Below are 19,084 nucleotides of genomic sequence, written 5' to 3'. Positions count from 1 at the left end.
ACCCGGTGGCCGCGCCCGCCGCGCAGCCCTCGCAGCCCGCCCCTGCGCCGCCCTCCACCCCGGCCGACGCCCCGGCGCCGGCCGCACCGGCCGCGCCGGCGGGGACCCCATGAACCACTTCCAGCGCAAGCGCGGCGTCCTGCACGCCGAGGCCGTCCCGGTGGAGCAGCTGGCCGAGGCCTACGGGACGCCGCTCTACGTCTACTCGACCGCCACGCTCACCCGGCACTGGAAGGTGCTGCACCGCTCGCTCGCCGGGCTCGACCACCTGGTCTGCTACGCGGTGAAGGCGAACTCCAACCTGGCGGTGCTGTCGCTGTTCGCGCGCCTCGGCTCGGGGTTCGACATCGTCTCCGGCGGCGAGCTGTACCGCGTGCTCAAGGCCGGCGGCCACCCGGGCAAGGTGGTGTTCAGCGGGGTGGGCAAGCGCGACGACGAGATCGCGTTCGCGCTCGAGTCCGGGGTGAAGGTGCTGAACGTGGAGAGCGCGCCGGAGCTGGCGCGGGTCTCCATCGTGGCGCGGCGCATGGGCGTCCGCGCGCCGGTCGCGCTCCGGGTGAACCCGGACGTGGACCCGAAGACGCACCCGTACATCTCCACCGGCCTGAGCGAGAACAAGTTCGGCGTGTCGGTGGAGGAGGCGCGCCGGCTCTACGCGCTCGCCGCGCAGGACCCGGCGCTCGAGCTCCGCGGCGTCGCCTGCCACATCGGCTCGCAGATCACGTCGGTGCGCCCGTTCCTCGACGCCATCGCCCGCGTGCTCGCGCTGGTGAAGGACCTCGGCAAGCAGGGCATCCGGCTCGGCCACGTGGACGTGGGCGGCGGCCTCGGCATCACCTACGCCGACGAGGAGCCGCCGCACCCCGACGAGTACGGCCGGGCCATCAAGAAGGCGCTCTCGCGCTTCGACGGCGAGGTGATGCTCGAGCCGGGGCGCGTGCTGGTGGGGAACGCCGGCGTGCTCGTCACCCGCGTGCTCCACGTCAAGGAGAGCGGCCGCAAGGTGTTCGTGGTGGTGGACGCGGCCATGAACGACCTGGTGCGGCCGAGCTACTACGACGCGCACCACGAGATCGAGGCCGCCGGCGCGCCGCGCAAGGACGCGGACGAGATCGTCTGCGACGTGGTGGGCCCGGTCTGCGAGTCCTCCGACTTCCTGGCGCGCAAGCGGCGCATGCCGCGGCCGGTCCGGGGCGACCTGCTGGTGGTCCGCTCGGCGGGCGCCTACGGGTTCGCCATGTCGTCCAACTACAACTCCCGCCCGCGCGCGGCCGAGGTCCTGGTGGACGGGGACGGCGCCCGGCTGGCGCGCCGGCGCGAGACCTACGCCGACCTCGTCCGCGGGGAGACCCCCGAGCCCGAGGCCGAGCGGTTCCGCGCCCCGCGGCGATGAGCTACGATCCAGCACCTTCCCCCCGCCGGGAGAACGTCATGCGCCGACTCGAAGGTTCGATGGTGGCCATCGTCACGCCGATGAAGGACGGCGCGGTGGACCTGCGCGCCCTCCGCGAGCTGACCGAGTGGCAGCTCGCCGAGGGGACGGACGGCATCGTGCCGTGCGGCACCACCGGCGAGGGCGTGACGCTCACGGTCGCCGAGCGGGCGGACGTCATCCGGACCGTCGTCGAGACGGTGCGCGGCCGGGCGCTGGTCATCGCCGGCGCCGGCTCCAACGCGACGCACGAGGCGATCGAGTCGGTGAAGCTGGCGAGGTCGCTCGGCGCGGACGCCGCGCTGGTGGTGACCCCCTACTACAACAAGCCCACGCAGGAGGGGCTGTTCCGGCACTACCAGGCGATCTGGGAGGCGACGCGCTTCCCGGTGGTCGCCTACAACGTGCCGTCGCGCACCTCGGTGGACCTGCTCCCCGAGACCGTGGCGCGGCTCGCGAAGGCGGGCGCCATCGCCGGCATCAAGGAGGCGACGGCGAACATGGACCGGCAGGTCCAGCTCGTGGAGAAGGTCGGCAAGGACGCGATCGCCTACCTCTCCGGCGACGACTTCACGGTGCTCCCCTACATCGCCTGCGGCGGCCACGGCGTCATCTCGGTGATCGCGAACATCGCGCCGCGCGCGATGAAGGAGCTGGTGGTGGCGGCGCGCTCGGGCGACCTCGCCGGCGCGCTCGCGAAGCAGGCGGCCATGGCCGAGCTGAACCGGATGATGTTCGTCGAGACCAACCCCGGCCCGGTGAAGGCCGCGGTGGCGCTGCTCGGCCGGGCGGGCGGCGAGCTGCGCCTGCCGCTCGCGCCGGTGTCGGAGGCGAGCCTCGCCAAGGTGCGCGACGCGATGGTGCGCTTCGGGCTGAAGCTCGCCTGAGCCAAGGGTGACCGACATGACCAAGGTGGTGGTGACCGGGGCCGCGGGGCGGATGGGCACGCAGATCGTCCGGCTGGTGCGGGCGACGCCCGGCCTGGCGGTGTCGGGCGCGGTGGAGCGCGCCGGGAGCCCGGCGATCGGCAAGGACGCGGGGACGCTCGCGGGCGGCGAGCCGCTGGGCGTCGCGGTGGTGGACGACCTCGCGAAGGCGCTGCCCGGCGCCGACGTGGTGATCGACTTCACCAGCCACGAGGCCTCGGTGCGCCACGCGCAGGCGTGCGCCGCGGCCGGCGTGGCGCTCGTCATCGGCTCGACCGGCTTCACGCCCGACGCGAAGGCGAAGGTGGCCGAGGCGGCGCGCAAGGTGCCGGTGGTGCTCTCGCCCAACATGAGCGTGGGCGTGAACGTGGTGTTCGAGCTGGTGCGCCAGGCCGCCCGGGTCCTCGGCGACGCCTACGACGTCGAGATCGTCGAGATCCACCACAAGCACAAGCGCGACGCGCCCTCCGGCACCGCGGTGGCGCTGGGCGAGGTGGCGGCCCAGGCGCTCGGGCGCGCGCCCGCCGACGCGCTCGCGTACAGCCGCCACGGCATCCTGGGCGAGCGCCCGCCGTGGCAGATCGGGATCCAGACGCTCCGCGGCGGCGACGTGGTGGGCGAGCACACCGTGTTCTTCTGCGGCGAGGGCGAGCGGGTGGAGATCACCCACCGCGCCACCAGCCGCGAGCAGTTCGCCCGGGGCGCGGCGCGCGCCGCGGCCTGGCTGCCCGGCAAGGCGCCGGGCGTCTACGACATGGCCGACGTGCTCGGCCTGCGGGGCGCGAAGTGAGGGTCTGCCGGTTTCGCCGCGCCGGCGTGGACCGCTACGCGCTGGTGGAGGGCGAGGTCCTGCGCCCGCTCACCGCCGCGCCGTGGGCCGGCGGGCTGCCGGAGGGGCCGGCGGTGCCGCTCGCCGAGGCGACGCTGCTCGCGCCGGTGGAGCCGTCGAAGATCGTGTGCGTCGGTCGCAACTACGTGGCGCACGCCCGCGAGCTCGGCAACGAGGTGCCCACCACCCCGCTCATCTTCCTCAAGCCCTCCACCTCGGTGATCGGGCCGCAGGACGCCATCCGCTGCCCGGAGCAGTCGCGCGAGGTCCACCACGAGGGCGAGCTCGGCGTGGTGATGGGCCGGACGCTCACCGGCGCCAGCCCCGCCGAGGCGCGGGGCGCGGTCTTCGGCTACACCTGCCTGAACGACGTCACCGCCCGCGACATCCAGCGCGAGGAGAAGCAGTTCACGCGCGCCAAGGGCTTCGACACCTTCTGCCCGATCGGCCCGGTGGTGGAGACCGCGTTCGACCCGCTCGACGCGTCGGTGGCGTGCCGGGTGAACGGCACCGAGCGGCAGCGCGGCTACACCCGCGACATGGCGTTCGACGTGTTCGCGCTGGTGGCGTTCATCTCCGGCGTGATGACGCTGCTCCCCGGCGACGTCGTCGCCACCGGCACGCCCGAGGGCGTCGGGCCCATCCGGCGCGGCGACTGGGTGGAGGTGGAGGTGCCGGGCATCGGCGTGCTGCGGAACCCGGTGACCTGAGCGGCGCGGCCGGGGGGAAGGGCGCATCGTGCGCGCGTACGTGGGCGTCGGCAGCAACCTCGGCGATCGCTGGGCGAACCTGGCCCTCGCCGCCCGCGTGCTGCGCGCCTCGCCCCGCCTCGCGGTGCTGCGGGCCTCGCACGTGTTCGACACGCCGCCGATGGGCCCGCCGCAGCCCCGGTACCTGAACGCCGTCCTGGAGCTGGAGGCCGGGCTCACGCCGGAGGCGCTGCACGCGGTCCTCGCGTCCGCCGAGCGCGCCGCCGGCCGCCGCCGCGGCCTGCGCTGGGGGCCGCGCACGCTCGACCTCGACCTGCTCGTCCAGGGGGATCGCGTGGTGCGGACGCCGGCGCTCACCGTCCCGCACCCCGGGATCGCGGCGCGCCGCTTCGTGCTCGAGCCGTTCGCCGAGCTGGCGCCGGACCTGGTGGTCCCTGGGCTGGGCCGCACCGTGGCCGCGCTGCTGGCGCGCGCGCCGGGCGCGCCGCTGGTGGTGGCCGGCCTGTACCCGCTGTGAATCGCGGCTAGCGCCTCCGCGCCGGCCTGCCGGCCGCGACGAGCACCCGGTCCACCGCGTCCGCCGGCAGCGGGGTGCAGCGCCCCGCGAGGCGCGCGGCGAGCGCGATCCGCGCCACCCGCTCCAGCGTCTCCATCCGGTCGAGCGCCTCGGGGAGCGTCCGGCCCAGCGCGAGCGCGCCGTGGCGCTCGAGCAGCAGCACGTCGTGCCGCGCCAGGTAGGGCGCGAGCGAGGCGGGCACCTCGCCCGTCCCCGGCGTCGCGAACGGCGCGAGCGCGATCTCGCCCAGCGTCACCGCGGCCTCGGGCACGAGGTCGTTCGGCGGCGGCACGCCGGCGACGGTGAGCGCCACCGCGGTGATGGGGTGGGCGTGGACGATCGCCTCCACGTCCGGGCGCGCCGCGTAGGCGGCGAGGTGCATGCGCAGCTCGGTGGAGGGGCGGCCCGCGCCGCGGGTCACCGTGCCGGCGCCGTCGATGCGCAGCACGTGCCCGGGCCGGAGCAGCCCCTTGTTCACGCCCGAGGCGGTGACCAGGAACGCGTCCGGCCCGAGCCGCACCGAGACGTTGCCCTCGCCCGCGCCGATGAGGTCGAGCGCGGCGAGCCGGTGACACGTCTCCACCACCGCCGTGACCAGGGCGCGCTCCCGGGGCGCGGTCCGCGCGCGGGGCGCGGGGCGGGGCGGGACGGCGCGCGGGCGGGGGGCGCGGGCCACGGCGGCCTCAGAGGATCTTGGCGGCGAGGAGGTCCTGCACGTCGAGCAGGCCCACCGGGCGCCCGTCGGCGTCCACCACCGGCACCTGGTCGATGCGCGCCTGGCGCAGCACCCGCGCCGCGTCCACCACCAGCGCGTCCGGCCGCACCGTCTTCGGCCCGCGGCACATGGCCGAGCTGACCGGGCGGGCGAAGTCGGTCTCGCCGCGCTCCACCAGCCGGCGCAGGTCACCATCGGTGAAGATGCCCACCAGCGTGCCGTCGGCGGCGACCACCGAGGTCGCGCCGGGGCGGCCGGGCGTCTCGGTCATGACCGCCACCGCGGCGGCGAGCGGCGCGTCCTCGCGGACCACCGGGTTCGAGGTCTCGCCGCGCATCAGCTCGTGGACCTTCATCAGGCCGCGCCCGAGCTTGCCGCCCGGGTGGAACAGCGCGTACTCCTCGCGGTCGAAGGGCCGGTTCGCGAGCACCGTCATCGAGAGCGCGTCGCCCACCGCCAGCAGCACCGCGGTGGAGGCGGTCGGGGCGAGCCCCATGGGGCAGGCCTCCTCGACGTTCCCGATGGCGATCACCAGGTCCGCCGCCCGCGCCAGCCGGTTGGACCGGTCGGCGGTGATGGCGACGATCTTCGCGCCGATCTTCTTCAGCGACGGGAGCAGCCGGAGGATCTCCTCGGTCTCGCCCGAGTTCGAGAGCGCGAAGACCAGGTCCTCGCGCGCGATCCGGCCCAGGTCGCCGTGCGCGGCCTCGGCCGGGTGGACGTAGAGCGAAGGGGTGCCGGTGGAGGCCAGCGTGGCCGAGATCTTCTGGGCCACGAAGCCCGGCTTGCCCATCCCGGTCACCACCACCCGGCCCTTGCAGGCCAGGATCCAGCGGACCGCGGTGGCGAAGGCGTCGTCGAGGGGCACCGCGCCGATGGCGCGCGCCTCGGCGCCCACGACGGTGCGGCCGTAGGCGACGAGATCCTGGGTGCGGGGGCGCGGGGAAGCGCTCGCCCGCGGACGGCGTGCGGGGAGCTTCACCACCCGGGCCCGGCTGCTGCTGCGGCTGGAGGCCATGGTCGGCCGCCGATATAGCACTTCCGCGGCGCTTGCGGCAGGGCGCGCGGGTGCGCTATGTGACGCCGGCCCCCTGGAGGAAGACCATGAAATTCTTCATCGATACTGCGGACGTCGGCGAGATCAAGAAGGCCCTGGCCCTCGGCCTGTGCGACGGCGTGACCACCAACCCCTCGCTCGTCGCCAAGACCGGCCGCGGCTTCGAGGACGTGCTGAAGGAGATCGTCCAGCTCGTCCCCGGCCCGATCTCGGCCGAGGTCACCGCCACCGACTACGAGGGGATGCTGCGCGAGGGGCGCCACTACGCCAAGTTCGGCGAGCAGGTGGTCATCAAGGTCCCGCTCATCGTCGAGGGCCTGCGCGCGGTGAAGACGCTCACCGACGAGGGCACCAAGGTGAACGTCACCCTGTGCTTCTCGCCGGTGCAGGCGCTCCTCGCCGCCAAGGCGGGCGCCACGTACATCTCGCCGTTCGTCGGCCGCCTCGACGACATCTCGCAGGACGGCATGGCGATGGTGGGCGACATCGTCCAGATCTACCGGAACTACGGGTTCAAGACCCAGGTGCTGGTCGCGAGCGTGCGCCACCCGGTGCACGTCCTCGAGGCCGCCAAGCTCGGCGCCGACGTGGCGACCATCCCGTACTCGGTGATCGAGCAGCTCGCGAAGCACCCGCTCACCGACGCCGGCCTGAAGAAGTTCCTGGCCGACTGGGAGAAGGTGCCGAAGGCGTCGAAGTAGCGGGCGCGAGCGCGCCCCGGGACGTGGCGCTCGCTACGGGATCCGGGTCGAGGTCCACTGAGGACCCCGACCCAGAGTAATTGGCCGGGCGCAGCGCTGACGCTGCGGCCTCGCGAGCGATTCCGTCGGATTCAAGCCTGAGCGCATCCCGAAAGTGGGCGCCGGGGAACGGGATCCGTCAAACTCTGGCAAGGGGCGCGCGTGACGTGCGCGCCCAGAAGGCGACGCGGACGCACCCGGCCAGCATCGCGCGGTGAGGCGCACGCGGCTCCAAGTTGTGCCGGTCAGGATCAGCCGAGCAGGGCGTGATCTACGGAGCGGCGGCGCACGCGACGTCGTGTCCGACGCGCATCCAATACGTTCCGGCCGGGAAGACCGCGGCGCGCATCCCGTCCTTCCAGGAGCGCAGGGCCATCCGGTAGTCCTTCAGGAATCCGACGAGCCTTCCGAGCGCCTCGATACGCTTCCACCTGTCCCTGCTGGCGATCCGCGGACTGAGCATCCGCCGCGGCTCGCCTGGTGCGGGCCGCCCGGTGGGCTTCTGCGCGAGCACCTTCCGCGCGCCCATGAAGCCGAGACCCTTCTCTTTCTGAGCCCGCACCGCCTCGCGCTCCCGCGTCGCCAGCGACTCGACGAGCTGCTCGCGGAACGCCTCGGGCGAGTCGAAGCCAGGGGGCGGGACCAGCTCGAAGTCGACGGACTCCGGCATCGAGCCCTTCTCGGCGAAGAAGTGCTTGGGCCGGCGAACGACGGTCGTGGCGTCGCCGATCTGGTGGGGCGCCGACCAGAGTCCAGGCCACTCGGAAGCCGTGCGCACCAGGCCTGCCGCGACCGGGTTGGCCAGCACGTAAGCGGCCTTGTCGAGCATGTCTGCCGGCGAGACGAGCCGGACGGCGCTGTAGCTGCTCGGCGCCCAAAAGGACTCCCAGCGGCCGAGCGACGCGTTGACGGCCCGAGCGACGAGCGCGTCGAGGTACTGCTGGAAGGCCGGGAGTCGCGCGCCGGGGTCGGTGACGACGAAGTGGAGGTGGTTGGACAGGACGCAGAACGCGTGGACGAGGATCCCGTACCGGCGCGCCGCGACGGCGAGGACGTACAGCACGATGCGGTTCGTGGACTCGGATGGTCGCAGCAGGAACTGCCGCTGCGCGCAGCGCCGAGTGATGAGGTACGTGGAGTGCGGCAGAACCTGGCGTGGGGCGGTCACCTGTCGGGAAGAGGCAGGTTGCGTGCCGTACGTAGAGGCGCGAAGACACAGCAGGGCGCGCGCTTCGGTGGGCTGATCCACGGACGCACCGGCCGAAACGCGTTACTCTGGGTCTGGATTCGCGCCGGCCTCTACTGGAACGATCCCGCGACGCTTCGGCGGCTGGAGTGACGAGATGCACGATCGGACGAACGTGTCGCTGGGAATGTCCTCGGAGAACCTCGAGCCGGACGTCGTGACCGCGATCGTGGGGCTCCCGCCCACTCGATCCTTTCGCAAGGGCGACTTGCCGGCCGGTCGCCGATTCCCGGTGCCGCGGATCCGCGGTTCGTGGGCGCTCGAGGTCGAGGGCGACGACGTCGGCACGGCCGCGCGGGAGCTCCTCGGTCTCGTGTCGGGACGAGAGGGGCGGTGGCGTGAAGCCGTGGCGCGGTTCTCGGCCGTGGCGACGCTGTCGATCTGGTGGGAGCCGGAGGGCCGCTACGGGGGGTTCTCGGTCGACTCGACGACGCTCGCGAGGCTGGCCGCGCTGGGAGAGCGCATCGACGTGTACTTCCCGGGCACGACCGACAGGCGGTTCACCTGCTCGGCACGCGGCGAGGCGCGAGGGGCCGCCTATCGCGCGCTGCTCCGGGTGCTGGCCACCTTCTCCGGCGAGGCGCTGCTCGTCGTGCGCGACGGGCTGGGTCTCGACGAGCGTGGCCAGCGGATCCTGGCGGAGCTGGAGCGGCTGGGCGCCCGGTCGGAACGGGCATCGGAGTGGCCGGGGACGAAGCTGACCGACTCGCAGGCGACGCTCTGGCGCGTTCCGGTCGGTGACGCCGTCGTCGACGTGCTCTCGAGCGCCGCCGAGAGCCTCTTCGACTGGGTCCAGCCCGCGCTCCCCGGGGACCTCTGCTTCCGGCGGGACGACGGGACCACCATCCTCGGGACCATCGCGCACGAGCAGGACGCGTTCCTCGACCTCGGGCCTGCCGAGTACGAGGCGCTCCTGGCCAAGGTCCCGTCGATGGAGCTGAAGCGCGACGTGAGCGATCCGGCCCCGCCCGCGGAGCGCGCCCCGTGACCAGGCGCTGGACATGGCCCGTCATCGCCTGCGTGGCCTTCGCGCTGGGATGCGATCGGCGGCGCGCCGTGGTCGTCGATGACTCCGCATATCTCTATGCGACCGAGACCGACTGCCTCGAATCGCTGAGCAGTGGCCCGAACGACCCTCGCATCAGCGGGCCCGCGGTGCGCGGGGTCGTCGCCGAGCTGCCGCCCGGAACGGCGCTCCAGATTCGCGGCGAGGCGTACGGGAAGGATTTCCGCTGCTTTCGCGTCTCGACGGACTCCGGGAAGGGCTACGTCATGAACTCGGAGCGGCTGAGGTTGCTCGATCCGCCCCCTCGGCCCGGGGCGTGAGGAGCGGCCGCTTCATGGAGGCACCACCTAGATGATCAGGCACACACGCCACCTCGCGACTGCCCTTGGCCTCGGAGCCGTACTGATGATCGGCGCGCCGGCGCTGGCCGAAGCGCCTGCGACACGTGGAGGCGAATCGGAGAGGGCGATCCGAGCGCAATCACCCACCGTACAGTGGCGGACACCCCCGCTCGTCGCCGACGTCACCTTCGACGGGCGCGCCGATCACGTGTTCGTGGGCTCCTCGGGGAACGCGTCCAGCGTGGGCATCGTGGATGGCGCCGGAGGGAAGGACGCCCGCGCGTGGGTCCTGGAGTTCGCCCACGATCCGGCCCGCGCCTCGGGGCTGTGCGGCGCGCCCGGCGAGGCGACGATCGCGCTCGAGGAGCCCGGAATCGACCTGGCCGCGCTCGGCTGCGATGGCGCGTCGGACGCGTCCTGCGAGGCCGTGCGCAAGACCGCCGCGTACCTCCGGAGCGCCGCCGACCGCGGTGGCAAGGGGATCGCCCTCTCTGCCGGCGACTGCGACGCCTTCCACGTCTACTTCGACGGCACCGCGTTCCGGTGGTGGCGCCGGTAGGTTCCGGCGAGCCGGGCGCGGCCTGCGCGCACGACCCTGAACGCGAAGCGAGCGGGCGTCCGATCGGCACGGCCGACGCCGCACCGCGCTCCCCGCGCCGCTTCCCCCGGCCACGCGCGGTCCGCATCTTCCTGGTGCGCCTCGTCGGGAGGCGCTCGGGGGATCCATGCCGCTCGCTCGCATCTTCACCGGCCTCACGACCGCGCTCCTGCCGCTCGCCGCGCTGGCGCAGGCGGGCGGGGACGCCGCGCCCGCGCCGCGCAGCGGGTACGGGTGGCTTTGGATGCTGGTGGCGGCGATCGTCGTCGTGGCGCTGTTTCGGATGTTCTTCTCCCGGCCGCGGCGGACCCCGGGGGCGAGGGGGCCGGGGCCGTGAACCCGCTCGCTCGCACCGCGGGCCACGTGCTCGCGCTCACCGCGCTCGTGCTGGCGTTCGCCGCCGCGGCGCAGGGGCCGGTCTACCAGCCGCACCCTGCCGCGGACGGGATCCTCCCGTGGGTGTTCGCGGTCTTCGTGGCGGCGGCCCTGGTGGCGCTGTTCGTCTTCGTCCTCTGGGTGGTGAACCCGCCGAGCTTCCGCCGGCCGGGCGAGCGGCCGCACGGCGCGCTGGCGCCCAGGGCGCGGCGCCGCTGAGCCCACGCTCGTGGTTCGACAAGCTCACCACGAGCGGAGCTCCACTGAGCCAACGCTCGTGGTTCGACAGGCTCACCACGAGCGGAATCCGCTGATCCGTCGCTCGTGGTTCGACGGGCTCATCATCCGCTGAGAGACCGTGCTGCCCGGCCGCTAGAGCGTCACGCGGAAGAGCCTTCGCTCGATCAGGTCCGGCACGCCGGAGAGGTCGGCGCGGGTGAGGTGCGCGCCCTCGGCGCGCTCCTTCAGCTCCAGGCACGCCTCGGTGATCAGGCGCACGAGCAGGTGGAGCGCCGCGTGCTCGGCCGGCGTCTGCAGCCGGTGCGCCTCCCGCTCGCGCCGGCGCTCGACCTCCTCGTACTCGCGGACGAGGTCGAGCCGCGCCAGCTCGAGCGCGAGGCGCACGACGTCGTCGCGGGGCCGCTCCGCCGCGCCGTGGCGCCAGCGCGCGCGCTCCGCCTCGCTCTCCCACTGGAGCTCCGGCGGCGGCCACGCCGTGAGCTCGCGCGCCAGCTCCTCGGCGAACCGCTCGAGGAGGTACGCCTTCACCGGCTGCTTCTGCCGGTCGTACAGGAAGTCCCACCGCCGATCGCGCACGGCGGCAGGATAGCCGGACCGGGACCTCGCGGCGACCCCGCCGGTCAGGCGGCGTCGGTGCCCGCCGCGCCGGGCCGCGCCTGGGCCGGCCCGGCGGCCTTGGCGGGCGCCGGCGCGACGCGCCCGCCCTCCATGGCGGTCAGCGGGCCGCGCCGGGCGGGCGCCGCCTCGATGGCGGTCAGGATCTCGTGCAGCAGCGCCTGGTAGACGCGCTTGCTGGTGAGGAACGCGGCGTGGTGCGCCTGCACCTCGACGTTCGCGAGGTGCGGCAGCCCGTGCGTCTCGAGCACCGCCGACGGGTACGGCGACGCGCCGTCCTCGCGCGACCAGATCGACACGAGCCGCACCTGTCCCGGCCACGGGCCGTCGTGGAGCCGGCGCAGGAAGGCGCTGCCGGGGAAGAGCTGCCAGAGCGAGCGCGCCAGGAAGCCGACGGGCAGGCCGAGCAGCGCGACGGGCGTGCCGTGGTGCGGCGTCCCGAGCGTCACCACCGCGCGCGTGCGGCGCCAGCCGCCCAGCTTCTTCACGTAATACGCGGCGATGAGGCCGCCCTTGGAGTGGCCGACGATGGTGAGGGGGCCGAGCGCCGGGTGGCGCGCGTACAGCCGCTCGATCTTGGCGCGCACCAGGTCGGCGAGGTCGTCGATGCCGCGGGTGTTGAGCGTGCCGCCGAGGCCGCCGAGGTCGAGCGTGAACACGCCCATCCCGTCGCGGCGCAGCCGGCGCTCGAGCACGGCGCAGGTGCGCCGCGAGCTGAAGAACCCGTGGAGCAGCAGCACCGGGTGCTCGCAGCGGGAGAAGTCGGTCCGCCGCTCCACCGGGCGCCGCCGGACGCTCCCGTCGTACGCCGCCGCCAGCTCCTCGACCACCCGCGCCGCCTGCCGGACCCACCGCGCCACCCGCATGGTCGCGCCTCCGATCGCCAATCTAGCGAGCGTGCGCGCGGCGGGCAGCGCCCGTCGGCGGGGCTTGACGTCCCCTGACCCCGGCACGCGCAGCGCCGCGCGAGGGCTGGCGGCGATGTCGGACGGACGCACCGTGAAGCGCCGCCCCTCGCGCCGGGGACGTGACACCGGGCGGCGGGACGGCCGTCCCCGTCCTTGTCCCCCCTGGTCCCCCGCAGTACAACCGGGGTCCCCGGAGGCGGACCCCATGCTCGTCGTCATGAAGCCCCACGCCGGCCAGCCGGAGATCGACGCGGTGATCGAGAAGATCCGCAGCCTCGGCCTCACCGCCCACCCGATCCCCGGCGCGCAGCGCGTGGCCGTCGGCATCACCGGCAACAAGGGCGGCCTCGAGCCCGAGCTGTTCACCACGCTGCCGGGCGTGGCCGACGCGATCCGGGTGTCGCAGCCGTTCAAGCTCGTGTCCCGCGAGGTGAAGGAGGAGGACACGGTCATCGACGTCGGCGGCGTGCCGCTCGGCGGCAAGGACCTGGCGGTGATGGCCGGGCCGTGCTCGGTCGAGTCGCGCGGCCAGCTGCTCGAGGCGGCGCAGGCGGTGAAGGCCTCCGGCGCCCGGTTCCTGCGCGGCGGCGCCTTCAAGCCGCGCACCAGCCCCTACGAGTTCCAGGGGCTCGGCGAGGAGGGCCTGAAGCTGCTCGCGGCCGCCCGCGAGGAGACCGGCCTCAAGGTCGTGACCGAGGTGATGGACGTCGAGCACCTCGCCATGGTGGCGGACTACGCCGACGTGCTGCAGATCGGCGCCCGCAACATGCAGAACTACTCGCTGCTCCGGCAGCTCGGGCGCGTGCGCCGGCCCATCCTGCTGAAGCGCGGCCCCTCCGCCACCATCAAGGAGTGGCTGATGGCGGCGGAGTACGTGGTCTCCGAGGGCAACTACCAGGTGGCGCTCTGCGAGCGCGGCATCCGCACCTTCGAGACCATGACCCGCAACACGCTCGACCTGAACGCGGTCCCGATCCTGAAGGCGCTCACGCACCTGCCGGTGATCGTGGACCCGTCGCACGGCATCGGCCTGCGCGCCCACGTGCCCGCCATGGCGCGCGCCGGCATCGCCGCCGGCGCGGACGGCATCATCGTCGAGGTCCACCCGCGGCCGGAGAAGGCGCTCTCCGACGGCCAGCAGTCGCTCACGCCGGCCGAGTTCGACGAGCTCATGCGCCAGGTGCGGGTGATCGCCGGCGCGGTGGGCCGCGGGGTGTAGCGCGCCTCCGCGGAGGGGCGCCCGGCCGGCCCACCGGCCTGCCCCCACCGCGGCTGACGCACCCGAAGCGAGCATGCTCCTGGCCGTCCGCGCGGGCCGTCCGGCGCTCGCCCGGGACGCGGCCGCTTGCCATGCGCGCAGGAAGCGTTACCTGATCCTCATGAAGGCCGAGCGCGAGCCCATGGAAGCAGCCGGCGCCGGGGAGCGCCGCGACATCGTCCTGCCGGGCGGCTGCCTGCTGTGCGACGGCGACCTGGAGGTGCGCCTCGGCGAGCGGGGCCACGCCGCGAGCTTCTGCCCGCGGTGCCACTGGATCTCCCACCCGCACATGCGCCGGGCGGACGGCGCGGTGCACGTCATCCACCCGGCCGGCGGGCTGGCCTAGCGTCGCCTCAGCGCCGCAGGGCGCGGCCGAGCGATCGCACGAAGCGCTTCACCCGCTCGGCGCGGGCGCGCCGCGAGCGGCCCTCGGCGATCCGCTTCACGATCGCGCTCCCGACCACCACGCCGTCCGCGAGCGGGCCGAGCGCACGCGCCTGCTCCGGCGTGGACACCCCGAAGCCGATGACCACCGGCAGCTCGGTCCTCGCGCGCACCGCCGCCACGAGCGGCGCGATCTCCTCCGCCACCGCGTGCCGCGCCCCGGTCACGCCGGTCACCGACACGAAGTAGAGGAAGCCGGTGGCGGCCCGGGCCGCGGCCTCGACCCGCGCCGGGTTCGACGTGGGCGCGAGCAGGTACACGAGCTTCACGCCCGCCTCGGCCGCCGCCGGGGCGAGCACCTCGGCCTCCTCGGGCAGCAGGTCCGGGATGATGAGCGCGTCCACCCCGGCGTCGGCGCAGCCGCGCACGAGCGCCTCGACCCCGCCCGCCAGCATGGGGTTGAGGTAGCCCATGAGCGCGATCGGGACCTGCGAGCGCGCGCGGACCGCCGCGGCGATCCCGAGCACGTCCTCGAGCGTGGTGCCGGCGCCGAGCGCGCGCTGGGCTGCGGCCTGGATGGTGGGGCCGTCGGCGATGGGGTCGGAGAACGGGACGCCCAGCTCGACGAGGTCGGCGCCGCCCTCCACGCAGGCGAGCGCCATGGCCCGCGCGGTGGCGAGGTCGGGGTCGCCGCCCATCACGTAGGTGACGAGCGCGGCCCGGTGCTCGGCGCGGCAGCGCTCGAAGGCGGCGGTGATGCGGTCGGGACGCTCGGCCGCGGCCGGCGGGGCGGGGCGGGGCTTGCGGGCGGTGCGCGGGTTCACCGGCGGCCTCCCTTCCGGGCGGCGGCGCGCGGCCGCGCCTTCGCCTTCGTCGCCGGGCGGGCCGCGCGGGCCCGGGTGCGCCGCGGCGGCGGCGCCGCCTCGAGCATCTTCCGCACCTGCTCCACGTCCTTGTCGCCGCGACCGGAGACGTTCACCAGCACCAGCCCCCCCGGCCCGGCGTCGCGGGCCACCTTGCGCGCGGCGGAGATCGCGTGCGCGCTCTCCAGCGCGGGGATGATCCCCTCCATGCGCGCGAGGTACTGGAACGCGTCCAGCGCCTCGGCGTCGGTCTGCGGCAGCAGCGTGAGCCGGCCCTGGTCCTTCAGGTACGCGAGCTCCGGCCCGACGCCCGGGTAGTCGAGGCCGGCGCTGATGGAGTGCGCCTCCTGGATCTGCCCGTGCCCGTCCTGCAGCACGTAGCTCCGCGAGCCGTGCAGCACGCCGGGCGTGCCCTTCGCGAGCGACGCGCCGTGCTTCGCGGTCGAGAGCCCGAGGCCGGCGGCCTCCGCGGCGACCAGGTCCACGTGCGCGTCGTCCACGAACGCGGAGAAGATGCCCATGGCGTTGGAGCCGCCGCCCACGCAGGCGACCACCGCGTCGGGCAGGCGGCCCGCCAGCTCCAGCACCTGCCGGCGCGCCTCGCGCCCGATCACCGACTGGAACGTGCGGACCATGGCCGGGTAGGGGTGCGGTCCGGCCACCGAGCCGATGATGTAGTGCGTGTCGCGGACGTTGGTGACCCAGTCGCGCAGCGCCTCGTTCATCGCGTCCTTGAGCGTGGCCGAGCCGGCCGTCACGGGGATGACGCGCGCGCCGAGCAGCTGCATCCGGAAGACGTTGAGCGCCTGCCGCTCCACGTCCACCGCGCCCTGGTACACCTCGCAGGGCAGGCCGAACAGCGCCGCGGCGGTGGCGGTCGCGACGCCGTGCTGGCCGGCGCCGGTCTCGGCGATGATGCGCTTCTTGCCCATGCGGCGGGCGAGCAGGATCTGGCCGAGCGTGTTGTTGAGCTTGTGCGAGCCGGTGTGGCACAGGTCCTCGCGCTTCAGGAGCACGCGGCACCCGCCCACGTCGGCGCTCATGCGCGGGGCCTCGGACACCGGCGTCTCGCGCCCGGCGTAGCGCCGGAGCAGCTCGTCCAGCTCCGCCTGGAAGGCCGGGTCGGCCCGCGCCTCGCGCCAGGCCTGCTCCAGCTCGTCCAGCGCCGGCACCAGCGTCTCGGGCACGAAGCGCCCGCCGAAGGCGCCGAAGCGCCCCCGCTCGTCGGGGAGGGCTGCCGTCTTCACATCGTCTCCTTCGCCGCGCGGACGAACCGCGCCATGAGCTGCCGATCCTTCACGCCCGGCGCCGACTCGACGCCGCTCGCCACGTCCACCGCCCAGGGCCGCACCGCGCGCACCGCGTCGGCCACGTTGGCCGGGGTGAGCCCGCCGGCCAGCACGACCGCGGTCCGCTCCGCCGCGCGCGCCGCGAGCGCCCAGTCGAACGCGATCCCGCTGCCGCCGTAGCCCGGCGAGGCGGAGTCGAGCAGGAACCCGGCCGCGGTCGGGTAGCGCGCGAGCTGGTCGAGCGCCTCCGGCCCGCCCACGCGGATCGCCTTCAGGACGGGGAACGGCAGCCCCTCGAGCAGCTCCGGCGGCTCGTCGCCGTGGAGCTGCGCCACCTGCACCCCGGAGGCCGCCACCGCGGCGAGCAGCGCCTCGCGCGAGGGGTCCACGAACACGCCCACCGCCGTCACGAACGGCGGGAGCCGGGCCACCAGCGCGCGGGCCTCGGCGGGCGGCAGGTAGCGCTTCGAGCGCGGCCAGAAGTTGAAGCCGATCGCGTCCGCGCCGAGCCGGGCCGCCTCGAGCGCGTCCTCGAGCCGGGTCACCCCGCAGATCTTCACCTTCGGCGGGAGCGCCATCACGCCTCGCCGAGCGCGCGCAGCAGCGCGGCCGGATCCTCGGCGCGCACCAGCGCCTCGCCCACCAGCAGGTTCGCGGCCCCGGCGCGGCGCAGCCGGGCCGCGTCCTCCGGCGTGCGCACGCCGCTCTCCGCCACGCCCTTCACCGACGCGGGCAGCGTGGGCAGGATGCGCTCGGAGACGGCCAGGTCCACGTGGAAGGTGTGCAGGTTGCGGTTGTTGACGCCCACGATGCGCGCCCCGGCGGCGAGCGCGCGCTCCGCCTCGCGGTCGTCGTGGACCTCGACCAGCGCCGCGAGCCCCAGCTCGCCGCAGGCCTCGAGCAGCCGCCGCAGGACGTCCTGGGCGAGCCCGGCCACGATGAGCAGCGCCGCGTCGGCGCCGGCGGCGCGCGCCTCGAGGAGCTGGTAGCGGTCCACCACGAAGTCCTTGCGGAGCAGCGGCACGTCCACCGCGGCGCGCACCGCCACCAGGTCCTCGAGCGAGCCGCCGAAGCCGGGCCCGTCGGTGAGCACCGAGATGGCGGCGGCCCCGGCCGCGGCGTAGCGGCGCGCCTGGGCCACCGCGTCGAGGCCGGCGCGGATGGCGCCGGCGGACGGGCTGGCGCGCTTCACCTCGGCGATGACGCGCAGCGGGCCGCCGCGCGGCGAGAGCGCCGCCTCGAAGCCGCGGGGCGGCGGGGCGGCGGCGGCGCGGGCGGCCAGCTCCGCGTCGGGCAGGACCGCGCGGCGGGCGGCCACCTCGTCCACCTTGCGGGCCAGGATGCCGTCGAGGACGGTCACGCCGGCACCGTGGTGGCGGCCACCAGCTGCCGCAGCTTCTCGCGGGCGGCGCCCGAGTCGATGGACCGGGCGGCGCGCGCCACGCCGTCGCGCAGGTCGGTGGCGGCGCCCGCGCAGACCAGCGCGGCGGCGGCGTTCGCCAGCACCGCGTCGCGCGGCCCGCCCGCCTGCCCCTCCAGCACGTCGGTGACGATGCGGGCGTTCGTCGCCGCGTCCCCGCCGGCGATCTCGGCGGCGTCGCGCCGCGGCAGCCCCAGGTCCTCCGGGCGGAGCGTGTAGCGCTCCACCTGGCCGTCCTTCACCTCGCAGACGTGGGTCATGCCGGTCACGGCGATCTCGTCCAGCCCCTCGCCGTGGACCACGAACGCGTGCGCCGCGCCGAGCGTCGCCAGCACGCCGCCCAGCACCGGCACCCACCGCGGCTCGAACACGCCCAGCACCTGGTGGCGCGCGCCGGCCGGGTTCGCGAGCGGGCCGAGCAGGTTGAAGATGGTGCGCACGCCCAGCTCGCGGCGGACGCCGGCGATGGCCTTGAACGCGGGGTGGAGCCGCACCGCGAACAGGAAGCCGATGCCGACCTCCTCGATGCAGCGCTCCACCGTCTCCTTGTCCGCGTCCACGTTCACGCCGAGCGCGGCGAGCACGTCGGCGGAGCCGGAGCGCGACGACACGGCGCGGTTGCCGTGCTTCGCCACGCACACCCCGGCGCCGGCCGCCACGAACGCGGCGGTGGTGGAGATGTTGAACGTGTGCTGGCCCTTGCGCCCGTCGCCGCCGGTGCCGCAGGTGTCGATGAACACGTCGCGGCCGACCCGCACCCGGTCCGCCCGCTGGCGCATCACGTCGGCGGCGCCGGCGATCTCCTCCACCGTCTCGCCCTTCATGCGCAGCGCGGCCAGGAACGCGCCCGACTGCGCCGGGGTGGCGCCGCCGTCGGCGATCTCGGTCATCACCTGGGCCGCCTCGGCGCGGGTGAGGTCCTCGCCCTCCAGGAGCTTCGCGATGGCGTGCTGGATCACGGCCGGACCTCCTCTCCGCGCGGCGCGACGTGCGCGAGCCAGTTCCCGAGGAGGCGCTTCCCGTCCAGCGTCAGGATCGACTCCGGGTGGAACTGCACGCCCTCCACGTCCAGCGCCCGGTGGCGCAGGCCCATGATCTCTCCCTCCTCGGTCCACGAGGTGATCTCGAGCGCGTCCGGCAGGCTCTCGCGCTCCACCACCAGCGAGTGGTAGCGGCCGGCCTGGAACGGCGCGGGCAGCCCGGCGTAGAGCCCCTCGCCGCGGTGGTGCACCGGGCTCGCCTTGCCGTGCACGATGCGGACGTTCCGCACCACCTTGCCCCCGAACGCCTGGCCGATGGCCTGGTGCCCGAGGCACACGCCGAGGATGGGCAGCGCGCCGGAGAGCGTCCGGAGCACCTCCAGCGTCACCCCGGCCTGGTCCGGCGTGCACGGGCCCGGCGAGAGCACCAGCGCGTCGGGCCGGCGCGCGCGGATGCCGGGCACGTCGATCTCGTCGTTGCGGAACACCTCGACCTCGGCGCCCAGCTCGCCCAGGTACTGCACGAGGTTGAAGGTGAAGCTGTCGTAGTTGTCCACCAGCAGCAGCCGGACCGGGCGCGCGCCGCTCATCGCCTC

General features: G+C 74.7%; 24 protein-coding genes. 13 read left to right on the top strand and 11 right to left on the bottom strand.

All coding sequences use genetic code 11. The features are described from left to right. Positions 1 to 109 precede the first annotated feature (109 nt). From lysA to folK, 5 genes are read left to right on the top strand one after another with little or no spacing between them, the layout of a single operon-like run. Entirely contained in the window at positions 110 to 1,393 is a 1,284-nt protein-coding gene (lysA, locus tag PSR1_RS12840) for a diaminopimelate decarboxylase (protein WP_059437936.1), read from the top strand. Positions 1,394 to 1,431: 38 nt separating this feature from the next. After that, positions 1,432 to 2,319, top strand: coding sequence for a 4-hydroxy-tetrahydrodipicolinate synthase (dapA, locus tag PSR1_RS12835; protein WP_059437935.1), 888 nt, complete (start codon positions 1,432 to 1,434; stop codon positions 2,317 to 2,319). A gap of 16 nt (positions 2,320 to 2,335) precedes the next feature. Further along, a complete protein-coding gene (gene dapB, locus PSR1_RS12830; RefSeq protein ID WP_059437934.1) occupies positions 2,336 to 3,148 on the top strand; it encodes a 4-hydroxy-tetrahydrodipicolinate reductase in 813 nt (270 codons plus the stop codon). After that, positions 3,145 to 3,897, top strand: a complete 753-nt coding sequence (locus PSR1_RS12825) for a fumarylacetoacetate hydrolase family protein (RefSeq protein ID WP_059437933.1) — start codon at positions 3,145 to 3,147, stop codon at positions 3,895 to 3,897. Before dapB ends, PSR1_RS12825 begins: the two co-directional genes overlap by 4 nt. A 28-nt stretch (positions 3,898 to 3,925) precedes the next feature. Then, the gene (gene folK, locus PSR1_RS12820) at positions 3,926 to 4,414 is read left to right on the top strand and encodes a 2-amino-4-hydroxy-6-hydroxymethyldihydropteridine diphosphokinase (protein WP_059437932.1); all 489 of its coding nucleotides are present in this window, start codon (positions 3,926 to 3,928) and stop codon (positions 4,412 to 4,414) included. Positions 4,415 to 4,421: 7 nt separating this feature from the next. Here the strand turns inward: folK and PSR1_RS12815 are convergent, their stop codons facing one another. Then, entirely contained in the window at positions 4,422 to 5,129 is a 708-nt protein-coding gene (locus PSR1_RS12815) for a class II aldolase/adducin family protein (RefSeq protein ID WP_059437931.1), read from the bottom strand. 7 nt (positions 5,130 to 5,136) lie between these two features. Further along, the gene (locus tag PSR1_RS12810) at positions 5,137 to 6,186 is read right to left on the bottom strand and encodes an SIS domain-containing protein (RefSeq protein WP_059437930.1); all 1,050 of its coding nucleotides are present in this window, start codon (positions 6,184 to 6,186) and stop codon (positions 5,137 to 5,139) included. 86 nt (positions 6,187 to 6,272) lie between these two features. Here PSR1_RS12810 and fsa point away from each other — a divergent pair, with 86 nt between their 5' ends. Beyond that, positions 6,273 to 6,926 (top strand): fructose-6-phosphate aldolase, encoded by a 654-nt coding sequence (gene fsa / locus PSR1_RS12805; protein WP_059437929.1) that lies wholly within the window; start codon positions 6,273 to 6,275, stop codon positions 6,924 to 6,926. A gap of 310 nt (positions 6,927 to 7,236) precedes the next feature. On the opposite strand, the gene PSR1_RS12800 is transcribed toward fsa, so the two are convergent. After that, positions 7,237 to 8,133, bottom strand: a complete 897-nt coding sequence (locus PSR1_RS12800; protein WP_059437928.1) for a hypothetical protein — start codon at positions 8,131 to 8,133, stop codon at positions 7,237 to 7,239. A 175-nt stretch (positions 8,134 to 8,308) separates the two neighbouring features. Here PSR1_RS12800 and PSR1_RS12795 point away from each other — a divergent pair, with 175 nt between their 5' ends. From PSR1_RS12795 to PSR1_RS12775, 5 genes are all read left to right on the top strand, one after another. Further along, positions 8,309 to 9,199, top strand: a complete 891-nt coding sequence (locus PSR1_RS12795; RefSeq protein ID WP_059437927.1) for a DUF4279 domain-containing protein — start codon at positions 8,309 to 8,311, stop codon at positions 9,197 to 9,199. Next, complete coding sequence (locus tag PSR1_RS12790) at positions 9,196 to 9,537, top strand: hypothetical protein (protein ID WP_059437926.1); 342 nt, start codon at positions 9,196 to 9,198, stop codon at positions 9,535 to 9,537. The genes PSR1_RS12795 and PSR1_RS12790 overlap by 4 nt, the downstream gene beginning before the upstream one ends. A gap of 85 nt (positions 9,538 to 9,622) precedes the next feature. Beyond that, positions 9,623 to 10,117: a hypothetical protein gene (locus tag PSR1_RS12785; RefSeq protein WP_059437939.1), complete on the top strand. Its 495-nt coding sequence runs from the start codon at positions 9,623 to 9,625 to the stop codon at positions 10,115 to 10,117. A gap of 166 nt (positions 10,118 to 10,283) precedes the next feature. After that, positions 10,284 to 10,493, top strand: coding sequence for a hypothetical protein (locus tag PSR1_RS12780; protein ID WP_059437925.1), 210 nt, complete (start codon positions 10,284 to 10,286; stop codon positions 10,491 to 10,493). Next, positions 10,490 to 10,750, top strand: a complete 261-nt coding sequence (locus tag PSR1_RS12775; RefSeq protein ID WP_059437924.1) for a hypothetical protein — start codon at positions 10,490 to 10,492, stop codon at positions 10,748 to 10,750. Before PSR1_RS12780 ends, PSR1_RS12775 begins: the two co-directional genes overlap by 4 nt. A 153-nt stretch (positions 10,751 to 10,903) precedes the next feature. Here the strand turns inward: PSR1_RS12775 and PSR1_RS12770 are convergent, their stop codons facing one another. Further along, positions 10,904 to 11,347, bottom strand: coding sequence for a hypothetical protein (locus PSR1_RS12770; protein ID WP_059437923.1), 444 nt, complete (start codon positions 11,345 to 11,347; stop codon positions 10,904 to 10,906). Between the two features lie 44 nt (positions 11,348 to 11,391). Then, positions 11,392 to 12,252 carry a triacylglycerol lipase gene (locus PSR1_RS12765; RefSeq protein WP_059437922.1) on the bottom strand — a complete coding sequence of 287 codons (861 nt, stop codon included), beginning with the start codon at positions 12,250 to 12,252 and terminating at the stop codon, positions 11,392 to 11,394. Between the two features lie 247 nt (positions 12,253 to 12,499). On the opposite strand from PSR1_RS12765, the gene aroF reads away from it, so the two are divergent. Together aroF and PSR1_RS12755 are read left to right on the top strand one after the other, a co-directional pair. Further along, a complete protein-coding gene (aroF, locus tag PSR1_RS12760; protein ID WP_059437921.1) occupies positions 12,500 to 13,513 on the top strand; it encodes a 3-deoxy-7-phosphoheptulonate synthase in 1,014 nt (337 codons plus the stop codon). Positions 13,514 to 13,586: 73 nt separating this feature from the next. Next, positions 13,587 to 13,898: a hypothetical protein gene (locus PSR1_RS12755; RefSeq protein WP_370539096.1), complete on the top strand. Its 312-nt coding sequence runs from the start codon at positions 13,587 to 13,589 to the stop codon at positions 13,896 to 13,898. Between the two features lie 7 nt (positions 13,899 to 13,905). On the opposite strand, the gene trpA is transcribed toward PSR1_RS12755, so the two are convergent. From trpA to PSR1_RS12725, 6 genes are read right to left on the bottom strand one after another with little or no spacing between them, the layout of a single operon-like run. Continuing rightward, positions 13,906 to 14,760: a tryptophan synthase subunit alpha gene (trpA, locus tag PSR1_RS12750; RefSeq protein WP_059437919.1), complete on the bottom strand. Its 855-nt coding sequence runs from the start codon at positions 14,758 to 14,760 to the stop codon at positions 13,906 to 13,908. Beyond that, positions 14,757 to 16,046, bottom strand: coding sequence for a tryptophan synthase subunit beta (gene trpB, locus PSR1_RS12745; protein ID WP_059437918.1), 1,290 nt, complete (start codon positions 16,044 to 16,046; stop codon positions 14,757 to 14,759). Before trpB ends, trpA begins: the two co-directional genes overlap by 4 nt. Beyond that, complete coding sequence (locus PSR1_RS12740) at positions 16,043 to 16,666, bottom strand: phosphoribosylanthranilate isomerase (RefSeq protein ID WP_059437938.1); 624 nt, start codon at positions 16,664 to 16,666, stop codon at positions 16,043 to 16,045. The genes trpB and PSR1_RS12740 overlap by 4 nt, the downstream gene beginning before the upstream one ends. Next, positions 16,666 to 17,448: an indole-3-glycerol phosphate synthase TrpC gene (trpC, locus tag PSR1_RS12735; protein ID WP_059437917.1), complete on the bottom strand. Its 783-nt coding sequence runs from the start codon at positions 17,446 to 17,448 to the stop codon at positions 16,666 to 16,668. Before trpC ends, PSR1_RS12740 begins: the two co-directional genes overlap by 1 nt. Further along, positions 17,445 to 18,467: an anthranilate phosphoribosyltransferase gene (trpD, locus tag PSR1_RS12730; RefSeq protein ID WP_059437916.1), complete on the bottom strand. Its 1,023-nt coding sequence runs from the start codon at positions 18,465 to 18,467 to the stop codon at positions 17,445 to 17,447. Before trpD ends, trpC begins: the two co-directional genes overlap by 4 nt. Next, complete coding sequence (locus tag PSR1_RS12725) at positions 18,464 to 19,078, bottom strand: aminodeoxychorismate/anthranilate synthase component II (protein ID WP_059437937.1); 615 nt, start codon at positions 19,076 to 19,078, stop codon at positions 18,464 to 18,466. Before PSR1_RS12725 ends, trpD begins: the two co-directional genes overlap by 4 nt. Positions 19,079 to 19,084 lie beyond the last annotated feature (6 nt).

Source organism: Anaeromyxobacter sp. PSR-1, from assembly GCF_000964525.1.
Classification (GTDB): domain Bacteria; phylum Myxococcota; class Myxococcia; order Myxococcales; family Anaeromyxobacteraceae; genus Anaeromyxobacter.
The sequence above is the reverse complement of the archived record's forward strand: the minus strand, read 5'-3'. Positions and strand labels throughout refer to the sequence as shown.